This is a genomic window from Streptomyces tuirus (assembly GCF_014701095.1).
Taxonomy (GTDB): Bacteria; Actinomycetota; Actinomycetes; order Streptomycetales; family Streptomycetaceae; genus Streptomyces; species Streptomyces tuirus.
This window is the reverse complement of record NZ_AP023439.1, coordinates 2,618,847-2,637,790: the sequence shown is the minus strand read 5'-3', so window position 1 is coordinate 2,637,790 and position 18,944 is coordinate 2,618,847. Positions and strand designations below refer to the sequence as shown.

18 protein-coding genes and 1 pseudogene are annotated in these 18,944 nt (G+C 70.0%); 13 read left to right on the top strand and 6 right to left on the bottom strand.

Annotated features, from left to right (window positions below; genetic code table 11):
- Positions 1-73 precede the first annotated feature (73 nt).
- The 5 genes and pseudogenes from IGS69_RS12130 to IGS69_RS12110 all read left to right on the top strand — a co-directional run bounded on the left by IGS69_RS12130 (position 74) and on the right by IGS69_RS12110 (position 4,347).
- On the top strand, positions 74-1,072 hold the full coding sequence (locus IGS69_RS12130) for a bifunctional helix-turn-helix transcriptional regulator/GNAT family N-acetyltransferase (protein WP_190899066.1): 999 nt from the start codon (positions 74-76) through the stop codon (positions 1,070-1,072).
- Positions 1,073-1,116: 44 nt separating this feature from the next.
- Complete coding sequence (locus tag IGS69_RS12125) at positions 1,117-1,920, top strand: sugar phosphate isomerase/epimerase family protein (RefSeq protein WP_190899065.1); 804 nt, start codon at positions 1,117-1,119, stop codon at positions 1,918-1,920.
- Between the two features lie 70 nt (positions 1,921-1,990).
- Positions 1,991-2,737: a transposase domain-containing protein gene (locus IGS69_RS12120; RefSeq protein WP_332836553.1), complete on the top strand. Its 747-nt coding sequence runs from the start codon at positions 1,991-1,993 to the stop codon at positions 2,735-2,737.
- Between the two features lie 76 nt (positions 2,738-2,813).
- Entirely contained in the window at positions 2,814-3,173 is a 360-nt protein-coding gene (locus IGS69_RS12115; protein ID WP_190899063.1) for a hypothetical protein, read from the top strand.
- 566 nt (positions 3,174-3,739) lie between these two features.
- A pseudogene (locus IGS69_RS12110) lies at positions 3,740-4,347 on the top strand (transposase).
- Between the two features lie 61 nt (positions 4,348-4,408).
- Here the strand turns inward: IGS69_RS12110 and IGS69_RS12105 are convergent.
- Entirely contained in the window at positions 4,409-4,717 is a 309-nt protein-coding gene (locus IGS69_RS12105) for a DUF7677 family protein (protein ID WP_232543493.1), read from the bottom strand.
- Positions 4,718-4,784: 67 nt separating this feature from the next.
- On the opposite strand from IGS69_RS12105, the gene IGS69_RS12100 reads away from it, so the two are divergent.
- A protein-coding gene (locus IGS69_RS12100; protein WP_232543492.1) for an IS5 family transposase occupies positions 4,785-5,665 on the top strand; the annotation gives its coding sequence in 2 pieces (ribosomal slippage) (positions 4,785-4,812 and positions 4,812-5,665; 882 coding nt in all).
- Between the two features lie 38 nt (positions 5,666-5,703).
- Here the strand turns inward: IGS69_RS12100 and IGS69_RS12095 are convergent.
- From IGS69_RS12095 to IGS69_RS12085, 3 genes are all read right to left on the bottom strand, one after another.
- Positions 5,704-6,243, bottom strand: a complete 540-nt coding sequence (locus IGS69_RS12095; RefSeq protein WP_190899061.1) for a hypothetical protein — start codon at positions 6,241-6,243, stop codon at positions 5,704-5,706.
- A gap of 201 nt (positions 6,244-6,444) precedes the next feature.
- Positions 6,445-6,645 carry a DUF397 domain-containing protein gene (locus IGS69_RS12090; protein WP_190899060.1) on the bottom strand — a complete coding sequence of 67 codons (201 nt, stop codon included), beginning with the start codon at positions 6,643-6,645 and terminating at the stop codon, positions 6,445-6,447.
- Positions 6,632-7,456 carry a helix-turn-helix domain-containing protein gene (locus IGS69_RS12085; protein WP_190899059.1) on the bottom strand — a complete coding sequence of 275 codons (825 nt, stop codon included), beginning with the start codon at positions 7,454-7,456 and terminating at the stop codon, positions 6,632-6,634. Before IGS69_RS12085 ends, IGS69_RS12090 begins: the two co-directional genes overlap by 14 nt.
- Before the next feature lie 335 nt (positions 7,457-7,791).
- Here IGS69_RS12085 and IGS69_RS12080 point away from each other — a divergent pair, with 335 nt between their 5' ends.
- Positions 7,792-8,100, top strand: a complete 309-nt coding sequence (locus IGS69_RS12080; protein ID WP_190899058.1) for a hypothetical protein — start codon at positions 7,792-7,794, stop codon at positions 8,098-8,100.
- Between the two features lie 151 nt (positions 8,101-8,251).
- On the opposite strand, the gene IGS69_RS12075 is transcribed toward IGS69_RS12080, so the two are convergent.
- Positions 8,252-8,902 carry a dihydrofolate reductase family protein gene (locus tag IGS69_RS12075; RefSeq protein WP_190899057.1) on the bottom strand — a complete coding sequence of 217 codons (651 nt, stop codon included), beginning with the start codon at positions 8,900-8,902 and terminating at the stop codon, positions 8,252-8,254.
- Between the two features lie 349 nt (positions 8,903-9,251).
- Between IGS69_RS12075 and IGS69_RS12070 the strand changes: the two genes are divergently transcribed.
- From IGS69_RS12070 to IGS69_RS12045, 6 genes are all read left to right on the top strand, one after another.
- Complete coding sequence (locus IGS69_RS12070; protein ID WP_190899056.1) at positions 9,252-10,271, top strand: LacI family DNA-binding transcriptional regulator; 1,020 nt, start codon at positions 9,252-9,254, stop codon at positions 10,269-10,271.
- The gene (locus IGS69_RS12065) at positions 10,268-11,878 is read left to right on the top strand and encodes a sugar ABC transporter ATP-binding protein (RefSeq protein ID WP_190899055.1); all 1,611 of its coding nucleotides are present in this window, start codon (positions 10,268-10,270) and stop codon (positions 11,876-11,878) included. The genes IGS69_RS12070 and IGS69_RS12065 overlap by 4 nt, the downstream gene beginning before the upstream one ends.
- Positions 11,868-13,817, top strand: a complete 1,950-nt coding sequence (locus IGS69_RS12060) for an ABC transporter permease/substrate-binding protein (RefSeq protein ID WP_190899054.1) — start codon at positions 11,868-11,870, stop codon at positions 13,815-13,817. The genes IGS69_RS12065 and IGS69_RS12060 overlap by 11 nt, the downstream gene beginning before the upstream one ends.
- A gap of 75 nt (positions 13,818-13,892) precedes the next feature.
- The gene (locus tag IGS69_RS12055) at positions 13,893-14,795 is read left to right on the top strand and encodes a ribokinase (RefSeq protein WP_190899053.1); all 903 of its coding nucleotides are present in this window, start codon (positions 13,893-13,895) and stop codon (positions 14,793-14,795) included.
- On the top strand, positions 14,792-15,181 hold the full coding sequence (gene rbsD, locus IGS69_RS12050; protein ID WP_190899052.1) for a D-ribose pyranase: 390 nt from the start codon (positions 14,792-14,794) through the stop codon (positions 15,179-15,181). The genes IGS69_RS12055 and rbsD overlap by 4 nt, the downstream gene beginning before the upstream one ends.
- A 910-nt stretch (positions 15,182-16,091) precedes the next feature.
- Positions 16,092-18,278 carry a bifunctional polysaccharide deacetylase/glycosyltransferase family 2 protein gene (locus IGS69_RS12045; RefSeq protein ID WP_190899044.1) on the top strand — a complete coding sequence of 729 codons (2,187 nt, stop codon included), beginning with the start codon at positions 16,092-16,094 and terminating at the stop codon, positions 18,276-18,278.
- 153 nt (positions 18,279-18,431) lie between these two features.
- Here IGS69_RS12045 and IGS69_RS12040 read toward each other — a convergent pair whose 3' ends face one another.
- Complete coding sequence (locus tag IGS69_RS12040; RefSeq protein ID WP_190899042.1) at positions 18,432-18,944, bottom strand: GNAT family N-acetyltransferase; 513 nt, start codon at positions 18,942-18,944, stop codon at positions 18,432-18,434.

The window sequence follows — 18,944 nt, the reverse complement described above, 5'->3', positions numbered from 1 at the left end:
CCGCCGCCCCGGACGTCTAAGCTCGACACGAGAATCCCTGACTCAGTCAAACATCCGGGGGTCGAGGCGACCAATGACCGTCCAGGACATCCGCTCCTTCAACCGCTTCTACACGAACGTCATCGGCGCCCTCGACTACGGCCGCCGGCTCTACGCCCCCTACACCCTCACCGAGTCCCGCGTCCTGTACGAGCTGGCCCACGCTCCCCGTACGGACGCCGCCGACCTGCGCGCCCAGCTGCACCTCGACGCCGGATACCTCACCCGCATCCTGAACAAGTTCGAGGAGGACGGGCTGATCCAGCGCGGCCCGTCCGACACCGACCCGCGCCGCCGCCGCATCACGCTCACCGCCCCCGGCCGGGAGGCCGCGGCCCTGCTCGACGAGCGGGCACGGGAGACGGTCGGGTCGATGCTGGACACGGTCCCGGCCGAGGACCGCCCCCGGCTGGCGGAGGCCATGCGGACCGTCCGGACGATCCTCGGCGACGGCGACGGCGACGGCGACGGCGACGGCGACGGCGACGGCGACGGTAACGGAGACAGCGACGGCGACGGCCGCGCCCCGCGCCCCGAGGACGTCGTCCTGCGCGAGCCGGCCCCCGGCGACCTCGGCTGGATCGTGCAGCGCAACGCCGCGCTCTACGCCGCCGAGTACGGCTTCGACGCCGACTACGAGGCACTGGTGGCGAGGATCGTCGCCGACTACGGCGAGGACCACGACCCGCACCTGGAGCGGACCTGGATCGCCGAGCTGGACGGCCGGCCGGTGGGGTGTGTGATGTGCGTCCGGGGCGACACGCCCGGCGCGGCCCGCCTGCGGCTGCTGCTCGTCGAGCCGGACGCGCGCGGTCTCGGCATCGGCGACCGCCTGGTCGGGGCGCTCGTCGACTTCGCGCGCGAGACCGGCTACCGCGAGGTCGTCCTGTGGACCAACGACATCCTCGGCGCGGCCCGCCGCATCTACCAGCGCCACGGTTTTGTCCTGGTCGCGGAGAAACCGCACCACTCCTTCAGCCAGGACCTGACGGGCCAGGACTGGCGACTGGATCTCCACGCAACACCTGAGTGACGAAGAGGAGTCGCAGGCGGGGGTGCCGGGTAGGGTCCGTCCACATGAAGCTGGCGTTCTCCACCCTCGGTGTCCCCGGCATGCCCCTGCCCGACGTCCTGCGGCTCGCGGCCGCCCACGGCTATCACGGCGTGGAGCTGCGCACCCATCCCGAGGAACCGGTCCACACCGGCCTCGGCCCCGCCGAACGGGCCGACGTCGCGGCCGAGTTCAAGGGAGCGGGCGTAGAGCTCCTGGCTCTGGCGGGCTACGCACGGGTCGCCGCGCCGGGCGACGACGAGCCCGTCCTGGCCGAGATCCGCGCCCTCCTGGACCTGGCCCACGACCTCGGCGCCCCGTACATCCGGGTCTTCCCCGGCGGCGACCTCGACCTCCAGACCCCCGAGGAGGCCGACGCGACGGCCGCCCGCCGCCTGGGAACGGCCGCCGAACACGCCAATGACCTGGGCGTACGGATCCTCCTCGAAACCCACGACTCGCACCGCACCGCCGCCGACGCGATGCGGATCCTCGGCCTCGTCGGCCACCGCCAGGTCGGCGCCGTCTGGGACGTGATGCACACCTGGCTCGGCGGCGAACAGCCCTCCGAGACCTACGCGGCCCTCGCTCCCCACCTCGGCTACGTCCAGGTCAAGGACATCGCCTCCGCCGAGGACACCACCCCGCTGCCGCTCGGCGCGGGCGTGCTGCCCCTGGCCGAATGCGTCGAGGTCCTCTCCCGCCACAACTGGGACGGCTGGCTCTGCTGGGAGTACGAGAAGCGCTGGTACGAGGAGGCCGCTCCGCTGCCCGACCTCCTGGAGCCCGGACGTGAGCACCTGAGCAGGCTGCTCAACGAGTCGGCGTGACGCGTCAGCCCTCGGGGGCCGGGGCGGCCAGTGCAGTTGCCTTTGAGCCGCGGGGATCGTTGCCCTGCATGTGACGGGGTGGGCTGCGGGTCAGCGGGTGCGGATCGGGATCCTGGCGAAGGTGTTCACCGCTGAGCAGGTGGACGCGGCGATAGCCAAGCACGACCGTGCCGAGCGGCGCCGCCGCCTCCTTCCGGCGCGGCCGGCCGTGTACTTCGTTCTGGCCCTGTGCCTGTTCGCCCGGAAGTATCCGGCCGACGAGCTGGTCGCGCTCTACCGGGAACGCTGGGAGATCGAGCTCGCCTTCGACGAGATCAAGAACCACCTCGGCCCCGGCGGGCCGATCAGGTCGCGGACCCCGGAAGGTGTCCGGCAGGAACTGTGGGCCTACCTCGCGGTCCACCACGCGATCCGCCAGTTCGCCCACGCGACGGCGCTTGCCCGTCCGGTCGTAGACGCCGACCGTGTCTCCAACTTGAAGTGCGTCCGCATCGTCCGCCGCAGCGTCCCTTCCCAGCTCGGAGCGACCGCCACCAAGCTCACCCGTTCCTTCGCCGAGGCCGGGCGGGAGGCACGTGCACGCCTCCTCCCGGCCCGGCGCGGCCGGGACTGCCCACGCGCGGTCAAGAAGCCGAACCGCTGGCCCGTGCTGAGGACTCGCGCCAGACGCGGCACTGTGCAACCCGGTCGCTGGGCGCACAACCAGACCTCGAAACCGAAGAGCAACCGCCGGGCCGGGAGGCCGGTGCTCAAGGGGGTGCAAGCCCGGACCTGGCCCTGGATGTCCGGCCACTTGGCGCAGCGGTACAGCGGTTGACGCAAAGCTTGTGATCATGGGCTCTCAGCACAGCTGAACAGATATAATCACCGCCTCGACAGAAACCGGGGGTGCGATGACTAATAAAGAGGACAACGGCGAAAGGTATTTCACAACACCAGTGTGGGCCGGATTCCTCTGGATTTTCCTAGGGTTTGCCGCTGGGATGATTCTAGTGGTGAAAGCAGGGCCCGCTACCGGCATTCCCGCTGGTGAACCGTTGTCACCTATATTGATTGCGATCGCTGTCGGTGTGATGCTCGCCCCTTCTGTTCTACTATTTCTGGCCTCGGATAAGTTGGCCGAGGAGGTGCGCCAAGGGAAGCTCTCCGTGTCGAGTTACTGGATGACAATGGTCAGTATCATCGTAACCGCATTCGCGTTGCTGGGTATCTCTTCTATCGGGGACCTAGTTTCCATGTTGGATGCAGAGTGAGCTCGCGGATGGAGGCAGGTATGCGTAAGGGATCTTCCGCCGAACCCCGCCGCCGGGCCTCTCACCTGTGCTAGACGCCATGATCACCGGCTGAGCGTTAGCCGCTGTACCGATGTTCCCCGCGGTCGATGTCAGCGTGTCGTGCGCCCATCAGTCACTGCGGCGGCAATCAGTGCCACAAGGTTGTCGGTCCAGCAATCGGACTCTTTCGTCGCTACCTCAACGCCGCATCCGCCGCAGACGGTTGGGCCCGTCTTGGTCGGCGAGTCCGCAGCAACCACTGACACGCTGCGGGGCGGGGTGAAGCACTTTCCCAGGAACGTCGTCCGGATGGAAGATCAGAGGGCTGCCGCCGAAGTTGGTCTTGAAGGTCCCCAGAGCCATCCGCGGCGGAACGACCTCGTGGCCCGGCGGCCGCTCGGGACCCCCTCACCGGTTCCCCCGACAGGCAACCGCATTGGCGCGGATGGCCCCCAGGGTCAGGATCACAAGCAGGGCGACGCCCCCCAACGGGTCGCTCTCCTAAGGGCTGTCCCGTAAGTGATCTTGCATTGCGATGATCTCGACTGTCAGGCGTGATCACGGCGTCCGAGCCGTCTTGGATAGCCCCGTTCACCGGTCTGAGCCCCCGCGCCTTCGGCAAGTTGGTGACCGCGCTGCGTCGCTCGGCCCGAGGTTTGCGCTGCGTCCCCGCCAGCGGTTCGCCAAGGACGCGGTGCTGATCGTGGACGGCACCCTGGTACCCACCCGGGATCACAAGGTGGCCGAGCAGTCGAAGAACTATCGCTATTCCACCAATCATCAGGTGGTCATCGACGCCGACACTCGTCTGATCGTGGTGGTCGGCTGGCCGTTGCCAGGCAATCGCAACGACTGCCGGGCCTGGGTGGAGTCTGGTGCGAAGGCCGCTGTCGGCAACACGGTGACCATAGCCGATGGCGGCTACCCGGGTACCGGGCTTGTCATGCCGCACCGCCGCCGCGAGGGAGAGGATCTGCCCGACTGGAAACAGGCACACAACAGGTCCCACAAGCAGGTTCGAACCCGCGTCGAGCACACCTTCGCCCGGATGAAGACCTGGAAGATCCTGCGCGACTGCCGCCTGAGAGGCGATGGAGTGCAGCACGCGATGCATGGCATCGCTCGCCTGCACAACCTCGCCCTCACCGGATAGCCTCACCACGCAGGGGAGCGGGGTTGCTGGCGAGGCCGACCTTACTCGAATAGCTTCGCGGTCAATAAAGTCTGCACTCCCAGGGCTCGATGTCCGGTTCCCCAGGAGGCAGCTTCCCGGTGCAGTATGAGTAGAGATAGGTTGCAGCCCGGCGCTCCGCGTACTTTTCATTGACTGGTTCGCCCTGCTCGTCCAGTTCGAGGACGTTGGCGAAGATCGCGACGCAGACCTCCATCTGGGAGGGCGACTCGCGCAACTCTTCCCAGTAATCGATCCCGTCCAACATCGGGTGGCCCACCGACCCTCGAGCAAGCCATCCGGCGAAGCGTCGCAGGGCTCCCGACGCGCCATGACTGAGATGCGAAGACATGCCAAGGAATCTAGGTCCTGTCCGGCGGATCATGTGAGCCCAGAGCTTTGGGATCATCGTCTGTCTTGTGGGGCGGGGAGATCTGACAAACGATGATGGGCGCGACTGGCGCCGCATCTACCGAAACCCGGTCGTCGGGGCGGGCGGTGGAACGATCACCGGAAGGTGGTCAACGGGATCCTCTTCCGAATCCGAACGGGCATCCCATGGCGGGATCTGCCAGAGCGGTTCGGCAGCTGGAAGACCGTGTATGAGCGCCACCGACGCTGGTCGGCGGACGGCACCTGGGATCGGATCCTCCAGGACGTCCTGGCCGATGCCGACGGCGAGGGGCGGATCGACTGGAGCATGGCGAGCGTCGACTCCACCTCCTGCCGGGCCCACCAGCACGCGGCAGGAGCACCGCGTAGGTCGCCCCGGGTCCCGAAGCGAAGATCGGTCCCTCGGCAACACCGCCCCGATGAGGGACTCGGGCGCTCACGTGGCGGGCTGACCTGCAAGATCCACCTCGTCGGGGAAGGTGGGCTCCGCCCGCTGGCCCTGCTGTTCACCCCCGGTCAGTGGGGCGACAGCCCACAGATGATCCCGCTACTCGAGCGGATTAGGGTGAAGCGCCCGGACGGCGGCCGTCCACGCACTCGCCCCGACCATCTTGGCGGTGACAAGGCGTACAGCTCGCGCCAGAACCGCCGCCACCTGCGCCGCCGCCAGATCAAGCACACCATCCCCGAGCCGAGGGACCAGCGTGCCAACCGCCAGCGCCGCGGCAGCAACGGTGGCCGGCCCGTGGGCTTCGACAAGGAGAAGTACAGGCGCCGCAACGAGGTCGAGCGCACAATCAACCGGCTCAAGCACTCCCGGGCCGTAGCCACGCGCTACGACAAGAGGGCCTTCGTCTACACCGGTACCGTGACCGCCTCATCGATCCGCCTCTGGCTCAGGCCCTGAGTAGAACCTGCATGTCCCCGACTGCGCACAGGATGAGTTCAGTAGTGTCCGAGCATTTCGTCGGCCGGAATGCAGTCGCTCATGGTGTTGGCCCAGTCGTTGGGCCTACCGAAGACCAGCCGCGTCAGCAGCGCATCACCCGCTCGCTGCGCGCACGGCATGATGCCCAGGTCCTGCGAGCCGATGTCGCCGCCGGGTGTGATCTCGACGGTCCTGTCAGTGCTCTCCAAGTAAGTGGTGAGCTCATCTGAAAGCACGGAAGGAAGCCGGCCGACCAGACGTATCCCCTCAAACGTGACCTGGGGGCCGGTCAGGGCGTCGACCGCGATGCAGGTCAATCCCATCGGGCCGACGTAGTAGGCCACCACGTCTGCGCGGTGGAACGGGGCATCCACCGCGCGGAAGCTCGTGCGCAACTGCTTGAACGGGCCGAACTTGCCGAGCTCTGCAACGGCGTCGGACGTCAGGCCGCACGTCAGCATCGCGCTGGTCGCCTCCTCGACGCTCATACCAAACCGCAGCGGGCCGACACGCTCCAGCGGCGCGTAGTCCCATTGCTCTCGGTCTGATTCGGCCACCACTGCCCATGAGTCCGGCCACACGTCAAGCAGCCCCTTCCGGCGATCACGTCGATACGGCGCCGATGACTCTAATCCCGTGACGCCTCCATGATCCGCCGGACAGGACCTAGTCCCAGTCTTCCCGGGTTGATCCTTGGCCCCCCGCCTTGGAGGGCACCGAGGTCCTAGGGAGTGGCGCGGCTGGTTATGGGACAGCCTTTAGGCGCCTATCTGCCCGCCCTTGACGGCGGTGACGAACACCGCCCAGCCGCTCCGCGAGAAGACCAGGGCGGGACCGGCGGCGGTCTTGCTGTCCCGTACCGGGACATCGGGGTGGCCGGGGGCGACTTCGAGGCACTCGGCTTGACTGCCTCCGCTGTAGCTGGACTTGAACCACCCGGTGCGCTCACTGCTGATCATTCGCGTGATCCTCCGCTGCCGCCCTGACGAGGGCCAGTGACTCCTGCTGCGACAACGCGTCGCTCAGTGCCAGAGCGTAGGCGGTCTGACAGGCACTCACCAGAGCCGGATCGTCCATCAGACGTCCTGTCTCGTACGCGTCGACGTATGCCACCGGAGCGGAATCCTCAAAGCTCATCAGGGTGAGCAGGCTCTCCATGAGCGGATGCGCACCGACGCGGTATGGAAGGACGTGCAGCCGAATCCGTCGCGACCCGGCCAAGTCCGCGATCTTATGCAGTTGCTTCGCCATGACCTTCGAGCCGCCCACAGCGCGTCGCAGCACGGCCTCGTCGAGAAGCGTCCAGACGACCGGAGCCGAAGGTCTGTCGAGGATTTGGGCACGCTCTGTTCGAATGACAACTTGCCTGTCAAGTTCCTGCTCTGTGGTGGTGGGGCGGTAAGCCGCGAACACGGCCCGGGCGTAGTCCGGTGTCTGAAGCAGACCGGGGACCAATGCGAGCGCGAATTGCTGGATCAGCGTTGCTTGTCGCTCCAGCTCGGCGGCGGCTGCGAAGCGGGGGTCGTACGTGCTCTCCAGGTCCTCCAACCACCGCGCGAAGAACCCGTCCGTCCCCAGCGCCCGGTCGATCCGCTGCGCGTCATCCGGCTTGGGCAGGCGCCGGCCCGCCTCGAAATGGCTGATCAGCGTGGGTGAGCACACCACCTGGTCGCCCAGTTCCTCCTGGGTGAGACGGGCCGCGGTCCGCCTCAGCCGAATCTCCTCCCCGTACTTCTGACGCGGTGTTCGAAGCATGCGGCGTTCGTCCATCGGCCAACTCCTTTTCTTGACAGACGCGATGTCAAGCTCCACCCCCTGGCAGGGTAGCGAGCGCCGACCCCACTCTGTGAGTGATCCGGAACAGAACGCAGTCACCGCAGGTGAGAAGGCAGGCAGACAGACATGGCAGACCTCATCGCCCGACTCCTCGAACCGCTTCTCGGGCTCCTCTTCCCTCCTCGGGGGAAGCGCCGGCGATCGGATTCACCGCCCCCGCCCCCGCCCCCGTATGTGTGCCCGGCGGTCTGCTACCGTCCGGACGTGCGTCCGCTCCGGGGAGAGGACAACCGACTGGTGCGCCCCTACCTGATGGCGGAGGCGAGCGCATGACCGGCGGCGCGGGCGACCGCGCGGTGGCCGGGCGGCTCCTGCCGTGGACCGGTGCCGACGGCAAGCCGTGCTACCTCGTGGGCGACGGAACCGGCTACGTCGCACGGCTCGCCGACGAGATCGAGGACGTGCAGATCGACATGGCGGACGCTCTGCTCGGGCATGCCGCCGAACTCCTCGCGGAGCGCCGCGTGACCGGCGAGGAACTGCACTACCTGGCCTTGCGGCTCAGTGAGTCGCTGCGGGACGTCACGAGGGTCGCGGCGAGCAGAGGGGTACGGCTCGCCCACAGGTCCCGGCCGTGACCTGGGCGACGTCAGCATTCGCCGGCCGCTTCGGCCCCGTCGACACCGCCCGCTCTTCGCCGGTGCTCCCCGCCTCCCCGTCCAGAAGCCGCCTTCACCGCCGCCGGGCTCGCCGACCGGCTGGACTGGGGCAAGGACGCCTGACCTGGCGTCACTGCCGCCAGAACAGGTGGTGGATGACCTGCCCGCTCGGACTCGGTACGACATCGCAGCGGAAGCGGTCGAGCAGTTCCTCGGGGGACTCCCACAGCCGTGAGCCGGACCCGAGCACCACGTCGGGCGAGACCGCCACGTGCAGCGTGTCGACCAGGTCGGCGTCCAGGAACTGCCGGATGGTCGCCGCCCCGCCGCCGAGCCGGACGTCCTTGCCCCCGGCCGCCTTGCGCGCCTGGGCGAGGACCTCGGCCGGATCCCCGCCGACGAAGTGGAACGTCGTGTCGGAGAGCGTGAACGAGGGGCGCTCGTGGTGGGTCATCACGAACACCGGCGTGTGGAACGGAGGTTCGTCGCCCCACCAGCCCTGCCACTCGTGGTCTTCCCAGGGGCCGCGCTGCGGGCTGAACTTGTTGCGGCCCATGATCTCGGCGCCGATGTTGTTGCGGAAGTCGCGCGTCAGATAGTCGTCGAGGCCGCGACTGCCGCCCGGGGCGGTGCGGTTGGGCCAGCTCGCGGTCGCACCGGCCCAGGCGAACATCTCCCCGGGGTCGGCGTGGCCGAACGGCCTCTCCAGACTCTGGCCCTCACCGGCACCGAAGCCGTCACTCGAGACGTTGAAGTTCTGCACACGCAGCAACTGGGACACAGCGCTCCTCCTGTGGTCGATGCAAGTGGTCGATGCAAGTGGTCGATACAAGGGGAGACCGCCCGAACCGGCGAAACTCATCGGCGAAGGACCGGCGAATCACCGGACCGGCGGAACTCGGTGGTGCCGGCTGGTGGATCACGGGGCCGGCGAGGCTCGGTGGTGCGGGCTTCACCTTCCACCCTGACCCGCCACGCCGCCGCCCGCGACATCACGATCCGGTTGCGACGTGCCGGCGGGGTCTTGATTTACCGGCGTGTAATCGATTCCATCCCTCCGTCGATGTAATCGATTCCACGAGCACCCGCCCGGTGCTCCCACGACTGATCCACAAGGAGGTGGAGCGGCGGTGGCCAGCATCAAGGACGTCGCAGCCGAGGCCGGCGTCTCCGTCGCCACGGTCTCGCGCGTCCTGAACGACCACCCGTCGGTCAGCGACGACGCACGCACCCGCGTGCTGGCCGCCGTCGAGACCCTGGGCTACCGCCCGAACGCCGTCGCCCGCTCCCTGCGCACCGACCAGACCCGCACCCTCGGCCTGGTCATCAGCGACGTGATGAACCCCTACTTCACCGAACTGGCCCGCTCCGTCGAGGAGGAGGCCCGTGCGCTCGGCTACAGCGTCATCATCGGCAACGCCGACGAGCGGCCGGACCTCCAGGACCACCACGTACGCACCCTGCTCGACCGCCGTATCGACGGCCTGCTCGTCTCCCCGACGGACGGCGGCTCGCCGCTGATGCTGGACGCCGCGCGGGCCGGGACGCCCATGGTCTTCGTGGACCGGTGGATCCCGGGTGTGGACGTGCCGGTGGTGCGGTCGGACGGGCGCGGCGCCGTACGGGACCTCGTGGCGCATCTGCACCGGCTGGGACACCGCAGGCTCGCCATCATCGCGGGCCCGGCGGCGACCACGACCGGCCGCGAGCGCGTGGAGGCCTTCCGGGAGGCGCTCGCCGTGTTCGGCCTCGAACTGCCCGACGCCTACATAGGCCAGGGCGACTTCCAGGCCGAGAGCGGGCGCCGGGTCACCGAGGGCTTCCTCGATCTGGCCGAACCGCCCGAGGTCGTCTTCGCGGCCGACAACCTGATGGCGCTCGGCGCCCTGGACGCCGTACGCGCGCGTGGTCTGCGCGTGCCGGACGACCTCGCGCTGGCCGCGTTCGACGACATCCGGTGGTTCGTGCACACCGACCCGCCGATCACCGCGATCGCCCAGCCCACGGGCGAGCTGGGCCGGGCCGCCGTACGGGCCCTGGTCGACCGCATCGAGGGGCGGCCCGGCGAGTCCGTCACGCTCCCCGCCCGGCTCGTCGTACGCCGCTCGTGCGGTGAGAACCCCACCCCAGTGCAAAGGAGCACGACGTGAGCAACGCGGACGAGTTGCTGCGCATCGAGGGCATACGGAAGACCTTCCCGGGCGTGGTCGCGCTGGACGGCGTCGACTTCGACCTGCGCCGGGGCGAGGTGCATGTGCTGCTCGGTGAGAACGGGGCCGGCAAGAGCACCCTCATCAAGATGCTCTCCGGCGCCTACACCCCCGACGCCGGGCGGATCCTGGTCGGCGGCGAGGAGACCCGCATCCAGGGTGCGCAGGACTCCGAGCGCCTCGGGATCGCCACGATCTACCAGGAGTTCAACCTGGTCCCCGATCTGACGGTCGCCGAGAACATCTTCCTCGGGCGCCAGCCCCGCCGGTTCGGGATGATCGACCGGAAGAGGATGGAGGCCGACGCCGAGGTCCTGCTGCGGCGGGTCGGCGTGGACGTCTCGCCCCGCGCGCGGGTCCGCGACCTCGGCATCGCACGCCTGCAGATGGTCGAGATCGCCAAGGCGCTCAGCCTGGACACCCGCGTGCTGATCATGGACGAGCCGACCGCCGTGCTCACCTCCGGGGAGGTCGACAAGCTCTTCGCGATCGTGCGCACGCTGCGCGAGGACGGCGTCGGGATCGTCTTCATCACCCACCACCTCGAGGAGATCGCCGCGCTCGGCGACCGCGTGACGGTCATCCGGGACGGCAGGAGCATCGGCCAGGTCCCGGCCTCCACACCCGAGGACGAGCTCGTACGGCTCATGGTCGGGCGCTCCATCGAGCAGCAGTACCCGCGGGAACGCGCCGAGCGGGGCGCCGCGTTGCTCACCGTCGAGGGACTCACCCGGGACGGCGTCTTCCACGACGTCGGCTTCGAGGTGCACGCCGGTGAGGTCGTCGGCATCGCCGGGCTGGTCGGCGCGGGCCGCACCGAGGTCGTGCGGGCGGTCTTCGGGGCCGACGCGTACGACAAGGGAACCGTGAAGGTCTCCGGCGCCCCGATCGCCAAGTACGACGTCAACGCGGCGATGACCGCCGGCATCGGACTCGTGCCCGAGGACCGCAAGGGCCAGGGCCTGGTGCTGGACGCGTCGGTCGAGGAGAACCTCGGCCTGGTGACGCTGCGGTCGGCCACGCGGGCGGGCCTCGTCGACCTCAAGGGGCAGCGCGAGTCCGCCGAGCGGATCGCCCGGCAGCTGGGCGTGCGGATGGCCGGGCTCGGCCAGCACGTGCGCACCCTCTCCGGCGGCAACCAGCAGAAGGTCGTCATCGGCAAGTGGCTGCTCGCCGACACCAAGGTGCTGATCCTCGACGAGCCGACGCGCGGCATCGACGTCGGCGCCAAGGTCGAGATCTACCAGCTCGTCAACGAACTCACCGCCGCCGGAGCGGCCGTCCTGATGATCTCCAGCGACCTGCCCGAGGTGCTCGGCATGAGCGACCGGGTGCTGGTGATGGCCCAGGGCCGGATCGCCGGTGAACTCTCCGCCGACGAGGCGACCCAGGACGCCGTGATGGCACTCGCCGTCAGCACCCCCACGAACACGAGCACCCCCACGAACACGAGCACCCCCACGAACACGAGCACGACCACGAACGCGACCACGACCACGACCACGAGCACGACCACGAACGGAACGGAGGCCTCCCGTGGCCACTGACACGCTCAAGAGCACAACGGGCGCGGGTGGCGCCTCGGGAGGCCTGCGCCGCCTGCTGCTCGACAACGGCGCGCTCACCGCGCTCATCGTCCTCGTCATCGCGATGTCGGCCCTGTCCGGCGACTTCCTGACGACGGACAACCTCCTCAACGTCGGTGTGCAGGCGGCCGTGACGGCCATCCTCGCCTTCGGCGTGACCTTCGTGATCGTCTCCGCGGGCATCGACCTGTCGGTCGGCTCGGTCGCCGCGCTCTCCGCCACGGTCCTCGCCTGGAGCGCCACCTCCGCGGGCGTCCCGGTCCTCCTCGCCGTCCTGCTCGCCATAGCGACGGGCATCGTCTGCGGCCTGGTCAACGGCATCCTGATCTCCTACGGCAAGCTCCCGCCGTTCATCGCCACGCTGGCCATGCTGTCCGTGGCCCGCGGTCTGTCCCTGGTGATCTCCGAGGGCTCCCCGATCGCCTTCCCCGACTCGGTCTCCCACCTCGGCGACACGCTCGGCGGCTGGCTGCCGGTGCCGGTCCTGGTGATGATCGTGATGGGGCTGATCGCGGCCTTCGTGCTCGGCCGGACCTACATCGGCCGCTCCATGTACGCGATCGGCGGCAACGAGGAGGCCGCGCGGCTGTCCGGCCTGCGCGTGAAGAAGCAGAAGCTCGCCATCTACGCCTTCTCCGGCGTCTTCGCCGCCGTCGCCGGTGTCGTCCTCGCCGCCCGGCTCTCCTCCGCGCAGCCCCAGGCCGCCGACGGCTACGAGCTGGACGCGATCGCCGCCGTCGTCATCGGCGGTGCCTCCCTCGCGGGCGGCACCGGCAAGGCGTCCGGCACGCTCATCGGCGCGCTGATCCTGGCCGTGCTGCGCAACGGCCTGAACCTGCTGAACGTCTCCGCGTTCTGGCAGCAGGTCGTCATCGGTGTCGTCATCGCGCTCGCGGTGCTCTTCGACACGCTGCGGCGCAAGGCGGGGGCGACCCCGGTGGCCGGTGCCTCCCAGGGGGGCAGGGGCAGGCAGGCGGCGACATACGGACTCGCCGCCGTGGTCACCGTCGCGACCGTCGGCGCCACGTCCTTCCTGCACAACGGCTCCTCCGCCGCGAGCAGCCCGAAGCTGGGCCTGTCGCTGTCCACCCTCAACAACCCCTTCTTCGTGCAGATCCGGGCGGGCGCCCAGGCCGAGGCAGAGAAGCGGGGCGTGGACCTGACCGTCACCGACGCCCAGAACGACGCCTCCCAGCAGGCCAACCAGCTGCAGAACTTCACCAGCTCCGGCCTCGGCGCGATCATCGTCAACCCGGTGGACTCCGACGCCGCGAGCAACTCCGTCAAGGCCGCCGGCAAGGCGGAGATCCCGGTCATCGCGGTCGACCGGGGCGTCAACAAGGCGCCGGTGGACGCCCTGGTCGCCTCCGACAACGTCGCCGGCGGTGAACTCGCCGCCAAGACCGTCGCCGAGAAGCTGGGCGGCAAGGGCAAGATCGTGATCCTCCAGGGCCAGGCCGGCACATCCGCGGCCCGGGAGCGCGCGCAGGGCTTCGCGAACGGCCTCAAGGCCTTCCCGGGCATCCAGGTCGTCGCCCAGCAGCCCGCCGACTTCGACCGCACCAAGGGCCTCGACGTGATGTCCAACCTGCTCCAGGCCCACCCGGACGTCCAGGGCGTCATCGCCGCCAACGACGAGATGGCGCTCGGCGCGATCAAGGCCCTGGGTTCCAAGGCCGGCACGTCGGTCTCGGTGGTGGGCTTCGACGGCACGCCTGACGGGCTGAAGGCGGTCGAGGGCGGCACGCTGTACGCGTCCGTGGCGCAGCAGCCGTCCCAGCTCGGCAGGATCGCCGTGGACAACGCCCTGCGGGCCCTGAAGGGCGAGAAGGTCGAGGAGACGGTGAAGGTGCCGGTGAAGGTGGTCACCAAGGAGAACGTGGCCGGCTTCAGCGGCTGACATCGGGGAACGGCGGGCGGTCGCACACGGGGTGCGTGACCGCCCGCCCACGTCACTCACGTGGGGAGACAACTCATGTACGACTACGACCTCCTGGTCGTGGGGTCGGCCAACGCCGACCTGGTGATCGCGGTGGAGCGCCGGCCCGGTGCCGGCGAGACCGTGCTCGGCTCCGACCTGGCCGTCCACCCGGGCGGCAAGGGCGCGAACCAGGCGGTCGCCGCCGCCCGGCTCGGCGCCCGTACGGCGCTGCTGGCCCGGGTCGGCGACGACGCGCACGGCCGGCTGCTGCTGGAGTCGCAGCGTGAGGCCGGCGTCGACACGGTGGGGGTCCTGGTGGGCGGCGCACCGACCGGTGTCGCGCTGATCACGGTCGACCCGTCCGGGGACAACAGCATCGTGGTCTCGCCCGGCGCGAACGCCCGTCTGACCCCTGAGGACGTGAGCGCCGCAGGGTGTCTCTTCCAGGGCTCGCGGGTGGTGTCGGCGCAGCTGGAGATCCCGCTGGAGACGGTGGTGGAGGTCGTGCGGAGCCTGTCGCCCGACAGCCGGTTCGTGCTGAACCCCTCCCCGCCGCGCCCCCTTCCGGGGGAGGTGCTGGCGGCCTGCGACCCGCTGATCGTGAACGAGCACGAGGCCAAGGTGATCCTGGGCGGCTCCGCCGTCGGGGACACTCCCGAGGACTGGGCGCGGATCCTCCTCGCCAAGGGCCCGAAGTCGGTGGTGGTGACGCTGGGCGCACAGGGCGCGCTGGTGGCGTCGGCGGAGGGTGTGGCGCGAGTGCCGGCCGTGCGGGTGGACGCGGTGGACACGACGGGTGCGGGCGATTCCTTCACCGCGGCGCTGGCCTGGCGGCTGGGCGCGGGGGAGTCGCTGGCCGAGGCGGCCGCGTACGCGGCGCGGGTGGGTGCCGCGACCGTGACGAAGGAGGGCGCGCAGGCGTCCTTCCCGACGGCGGCGGAGGTCGCCGCACCGTGAAGAGGGCCGGAATACTGAACCGTCACCTCGCCGGTGCCCTGGCCGAACTCGGCCATGGCGACGGGGTGCTGGTGTGCGACGCGGGCATGCCGATTCCCGACGGCCCCCGGGTGGTGGACCTGGCCTTCCGTGCCGGGGTGCCGGCGTTCGCCGAGGTGCTGGACGGGCTGCTGGCCGAGCTGGTCGTCGAGGGGGCGACGGCGGCGCGGGAGCTGCGGGAGGCCAATCCGGAGGCGTCGGCGCTGCTGGAGGGGCACTTCCCCGGACTGGACCTCGTGTCGCACGAGCGCCTCAAGGAGCTGTCGGCGGGCGCCCGGCTGGTCGTCCGCACGGGCGAGGCACGGCCGTACGCGAACGTCCTGCTGAGGTGCGGCGTCTTCTTCTGACGCCCACGCGGCGCGTCCGAACGGTTTCGAGGGGGCCCGGTCCGTCGACCGGGCCCCCTCGGCTTTTCCCCTCCCGCCAGGAACCCCCGCGATCCCCCCAGATCCCCCTCCAGAAGTCCTGACGCCTAGTACGACCGCCGTGGGGCGGAAAGGGTTGCACGGCGGAGCAAGAAATTCTTGCGAGTCTCTTGGAGAACTCGCCCGCGCCGCAGCGGCGTACGCTGAACGCTATGGTGCTTCTTCGTCCCAGAAGCAGGCATATGGGACAGGAATCGTCAGGTGATCCGAGCCTTCCAGTGTTCGTCGACGCCTCCGGTCGGCGTGCGCGGTATCTGCGGCGCACCGGCTACGGGCTGGCCGCCGGTGCTGCCACGTACATGACGGTCCTGGGGCTGAGCCTGATGGGGGCAACGCCCTTCGCGCCGGGTGCCATCCTGCCCGGCGACATCGCGGCGCCCACCGCACCGGGACCCCACACCCCCGGCCGGACACCCCCGGCACCCGGCGAGCTCCCCGCGTCGGGCCTCTCGGAACCCGGCGGCCCGAGCAACCTGCTCATTCCGCAGTTCAGCGCGCCCGGCCCTGTCGCTCCGCCCCTTGTACCGGGGGACCCACCCGTCGACCCCTCGGCACCTCCTGACACACCAGAACCGCAAGCACCAACGACACCACCCGCGCAGCCCGGTCCCGGCGATCCTGCCGCTCCTCCCGCCCCCACACCGGGCACCGGCACCGCGCCCGCCCCGCCGCCGCCCTCTCCCGCTCCGCCGACCACTGCCCCACCGGCACCCGAGCCCCCGGCGCAGACGCCGCCACCGGCACCCGAGCCCACAGGGCCGGCAGCCGGCCCCTCGACGCCGTCCGGTGTCACACCCCCGCCCTCCGACCCATCGGTGGCCGAGGCCCCCTGATGCGGCGGCGCCCCTACCGGTCACCCGGCCCCTCACCGAGGTCGCCCGGTCCGCGGCGGACGCGAGCGCCCTTGTCGTCGCGGCACCGGTTCCGCGTCGTCGTTCCCCTCGTCCTGCTGGCCTTCGTCGCCTCCGTCCTCCTGGTCGAGGGGTACACCACGCGGGGCTTCGCCGGGGACCAGGAAGGGCACGGCGGGCGCTCCACGACCGGCGTCCCCCGCACGGTCACCGGCGGCGGCCCGGTCGTCGACACCACCGGCGATCACCTGCGGACCTTTCGCGCACCGGCCAAGACGATCGTCCTGACCTTCGACGACGGCCCCGACCCCACCTGGACACCCCGCATACGGGCCGTGCTCGACCACTACGGCACGCCCGGCACCTTCTTCGTCACCGGGCAACAGACCGTCAGGCACCCGGAGGTGCTGCGCGGTGTGATCCGTTCCGGCCACGAAGTCGGTGTGCACACCTTCTCCCACCAGGACCTCACCGCCCAGTCGGCGAGCGCCGTCGACCGTGAGCTGGCGCTGACGCAACTCGCCCTCGCCGGGGCCGCGGGCATCAACACGTCGCTGATGCGGATGCCCTACTCCTCGACGACCTCCGCCCTCGACGCGCCGGCCTGGGCCATGACGCGGCGCCTGGGCGCGAAGGGCTACGTCCTGGCGTTCATGGACCAGGACACCAACGACTGGCGGCGACCGGGCGCACGGGCGATCGCCGACGCGGCCACGCCCGACGTGCCGGGCAGGGGTGCGGTCGTCCTCCTGCACGACGCGGGGGGAGACAGATCACAGACCGTCGAGGCGCTCAAGACCTTGATCCCCCGGCTGAAGGCCGAGGGATATCGCTTCACCACCCTCGCCGATCTCGTGGGCACCGACAGTCTCACCAGCCCCGTCGGAACAGGGGAACTGTGGCAGGGCCGCATCTTCGTGGCCGCTGTCACCGTGTCGGGGGCAGCGGTCTCCGCCGTCAGCCTGCTGCTGCTGGTGGTCGGTTCGCTCGTCCTCGCGCGGTGTGTGCTCCTGCTGTCCCTGGCCCGCCACCACGCCCGTCGCTACCGGCGCCCGCACACCGGCCCGCACCGAGCCGTCACCCGGCCCGTCAGCGTCGTCATACCCGCCTACGACGAGGCGTTGTGCATCCCCAAGACACTCCGGTCGCTCGCGGCGAGCGACCACTGCGTCGAGATCATCGTCGTGGACGACGGTTCCCATGACGGCACCGCCGACCTCGCGCAGTCCCTCGCTCTCGAGAACGTCACCGTCATCCGGCAGTCCAACGGCGGCAAACCCTCCGCTCTCAACACCGGTGTCCTGCGCGCCTCACACGACATCGTCGTCATGCTGGACGCCGACACCGTCTTCGCCCCCTCGACCGTCGGCCGCCTGGTCCAGCCGTTCGCCGACCCCCACGTCGGCGCCGTCGCGGGCAACGCCAAGGTCGGCAACCGCCGGCGTCTGCTCGGCCGGTGGCAGCACATCGAGTACGTCATGGGCTTCAACCTCGACCGCCGTGCGTACGACCTGCTGCGCTGCCTGCCCACCATCCCCGGTGCCGTGGGGGCGTTCCGCGTCCAGGCCCTGCGGGACGCCGGGATGATGAGCGCGGACACCCTCGCCGAGGACACCGACATCACCATGGCCCTGCACCGGGCGGGGTGGGAGATCCGCTACGCCCCGGACGCACTCGCCTGGACCGAGGCGCCGGCCTCGCTGCGGCAACTGTGGCGCCAGCGCTACCGATGGAGTTACGGCACGATGCAGGCGGCGTGGAAGCACCGGCACGCGCTTCTCGAGCGGGGCACCGCGGGCCGTTTCGGCCGCCTCGGTCTGCCCTTGCTGGCCGTCTTCCAGATCTTCACCCCGCTGCTCGCGCCGCTGATCGACATACTGGCTCTGTACGGGCTGGTGTTCGGAAACCCGCTCACCACGGTCCTGGCCTGGAGCGGCGTGCTGGCCGTCCAGGCCATGTGTGCCGCGTACGCCTTCCACCTCGACGGCGAGCGGCTCCGGCCCCTGTGGGCGCTCCCTCTCCAGCAGGTCGTCTACCGCCAGGTGATGTACTTGGTCCTTGTCCAGGCCTGCCTGACCGCGATCAACGGCTACCGACTGCCCTGGCAACGGCTCAAGCGCAGCGGCGACGTGATGCTGCCGCCCCAGCCGTCCACCCGCCGGACGTGAACCGCCTCGGGGGCGGGCGGTACCGGACGCCCCCTGCCCCGGTGAGGCGTCATGCGGCCCTGTCTGCCCCCTGGCTGCTGACGTCGCGCCCGGTCCGCGCACCGGCCTGCCCGACGCGGAGAGCCGCCGGACGGCGCTGTGGCCCGTGCGCCGCTACGAGCGCACCGGGAGACGGCGGGTCAGCACGTGCGTGACAGCGCCGTCGTCGTCGACGATGTCCCGGACGTGTTCGAACCCGATCTTGCCCAACAGGCGCAGCGACGCCTCGTTCTGCGCGGCGACGGTGGCGTGCACCGCGGTCAGCCCGAGCGATGCGAAGCCATGACCCACGAGCGCCTCCGCCAGCTCCGTTCCGAGCCCGCTGCCCCAGACCTCGGGCCCCAGGGCATAGACGATCTCGTGACCATCGACCTCTTCGGTCCGCTTGATCTCCGCGTGCCCCACCAGAAGCCCTGCACGCCGGACCGCCCACACGTCGAACAGATCCTCGGCATACACCTTGCTGAAGATCCGCCTGAACAGCGCCCGGTCCTCCGCCTCGGCACCAGGCCCGTCACCCATCCACCGGGACACCCTCCTGTCCTGGAACAGCGCGACGAAGTCCTCTTCGTCGTCCGGGCGGTAGGCGTCAAGAACCAGGCGCGGGGTGCGCAGCGTCAGGGGCAT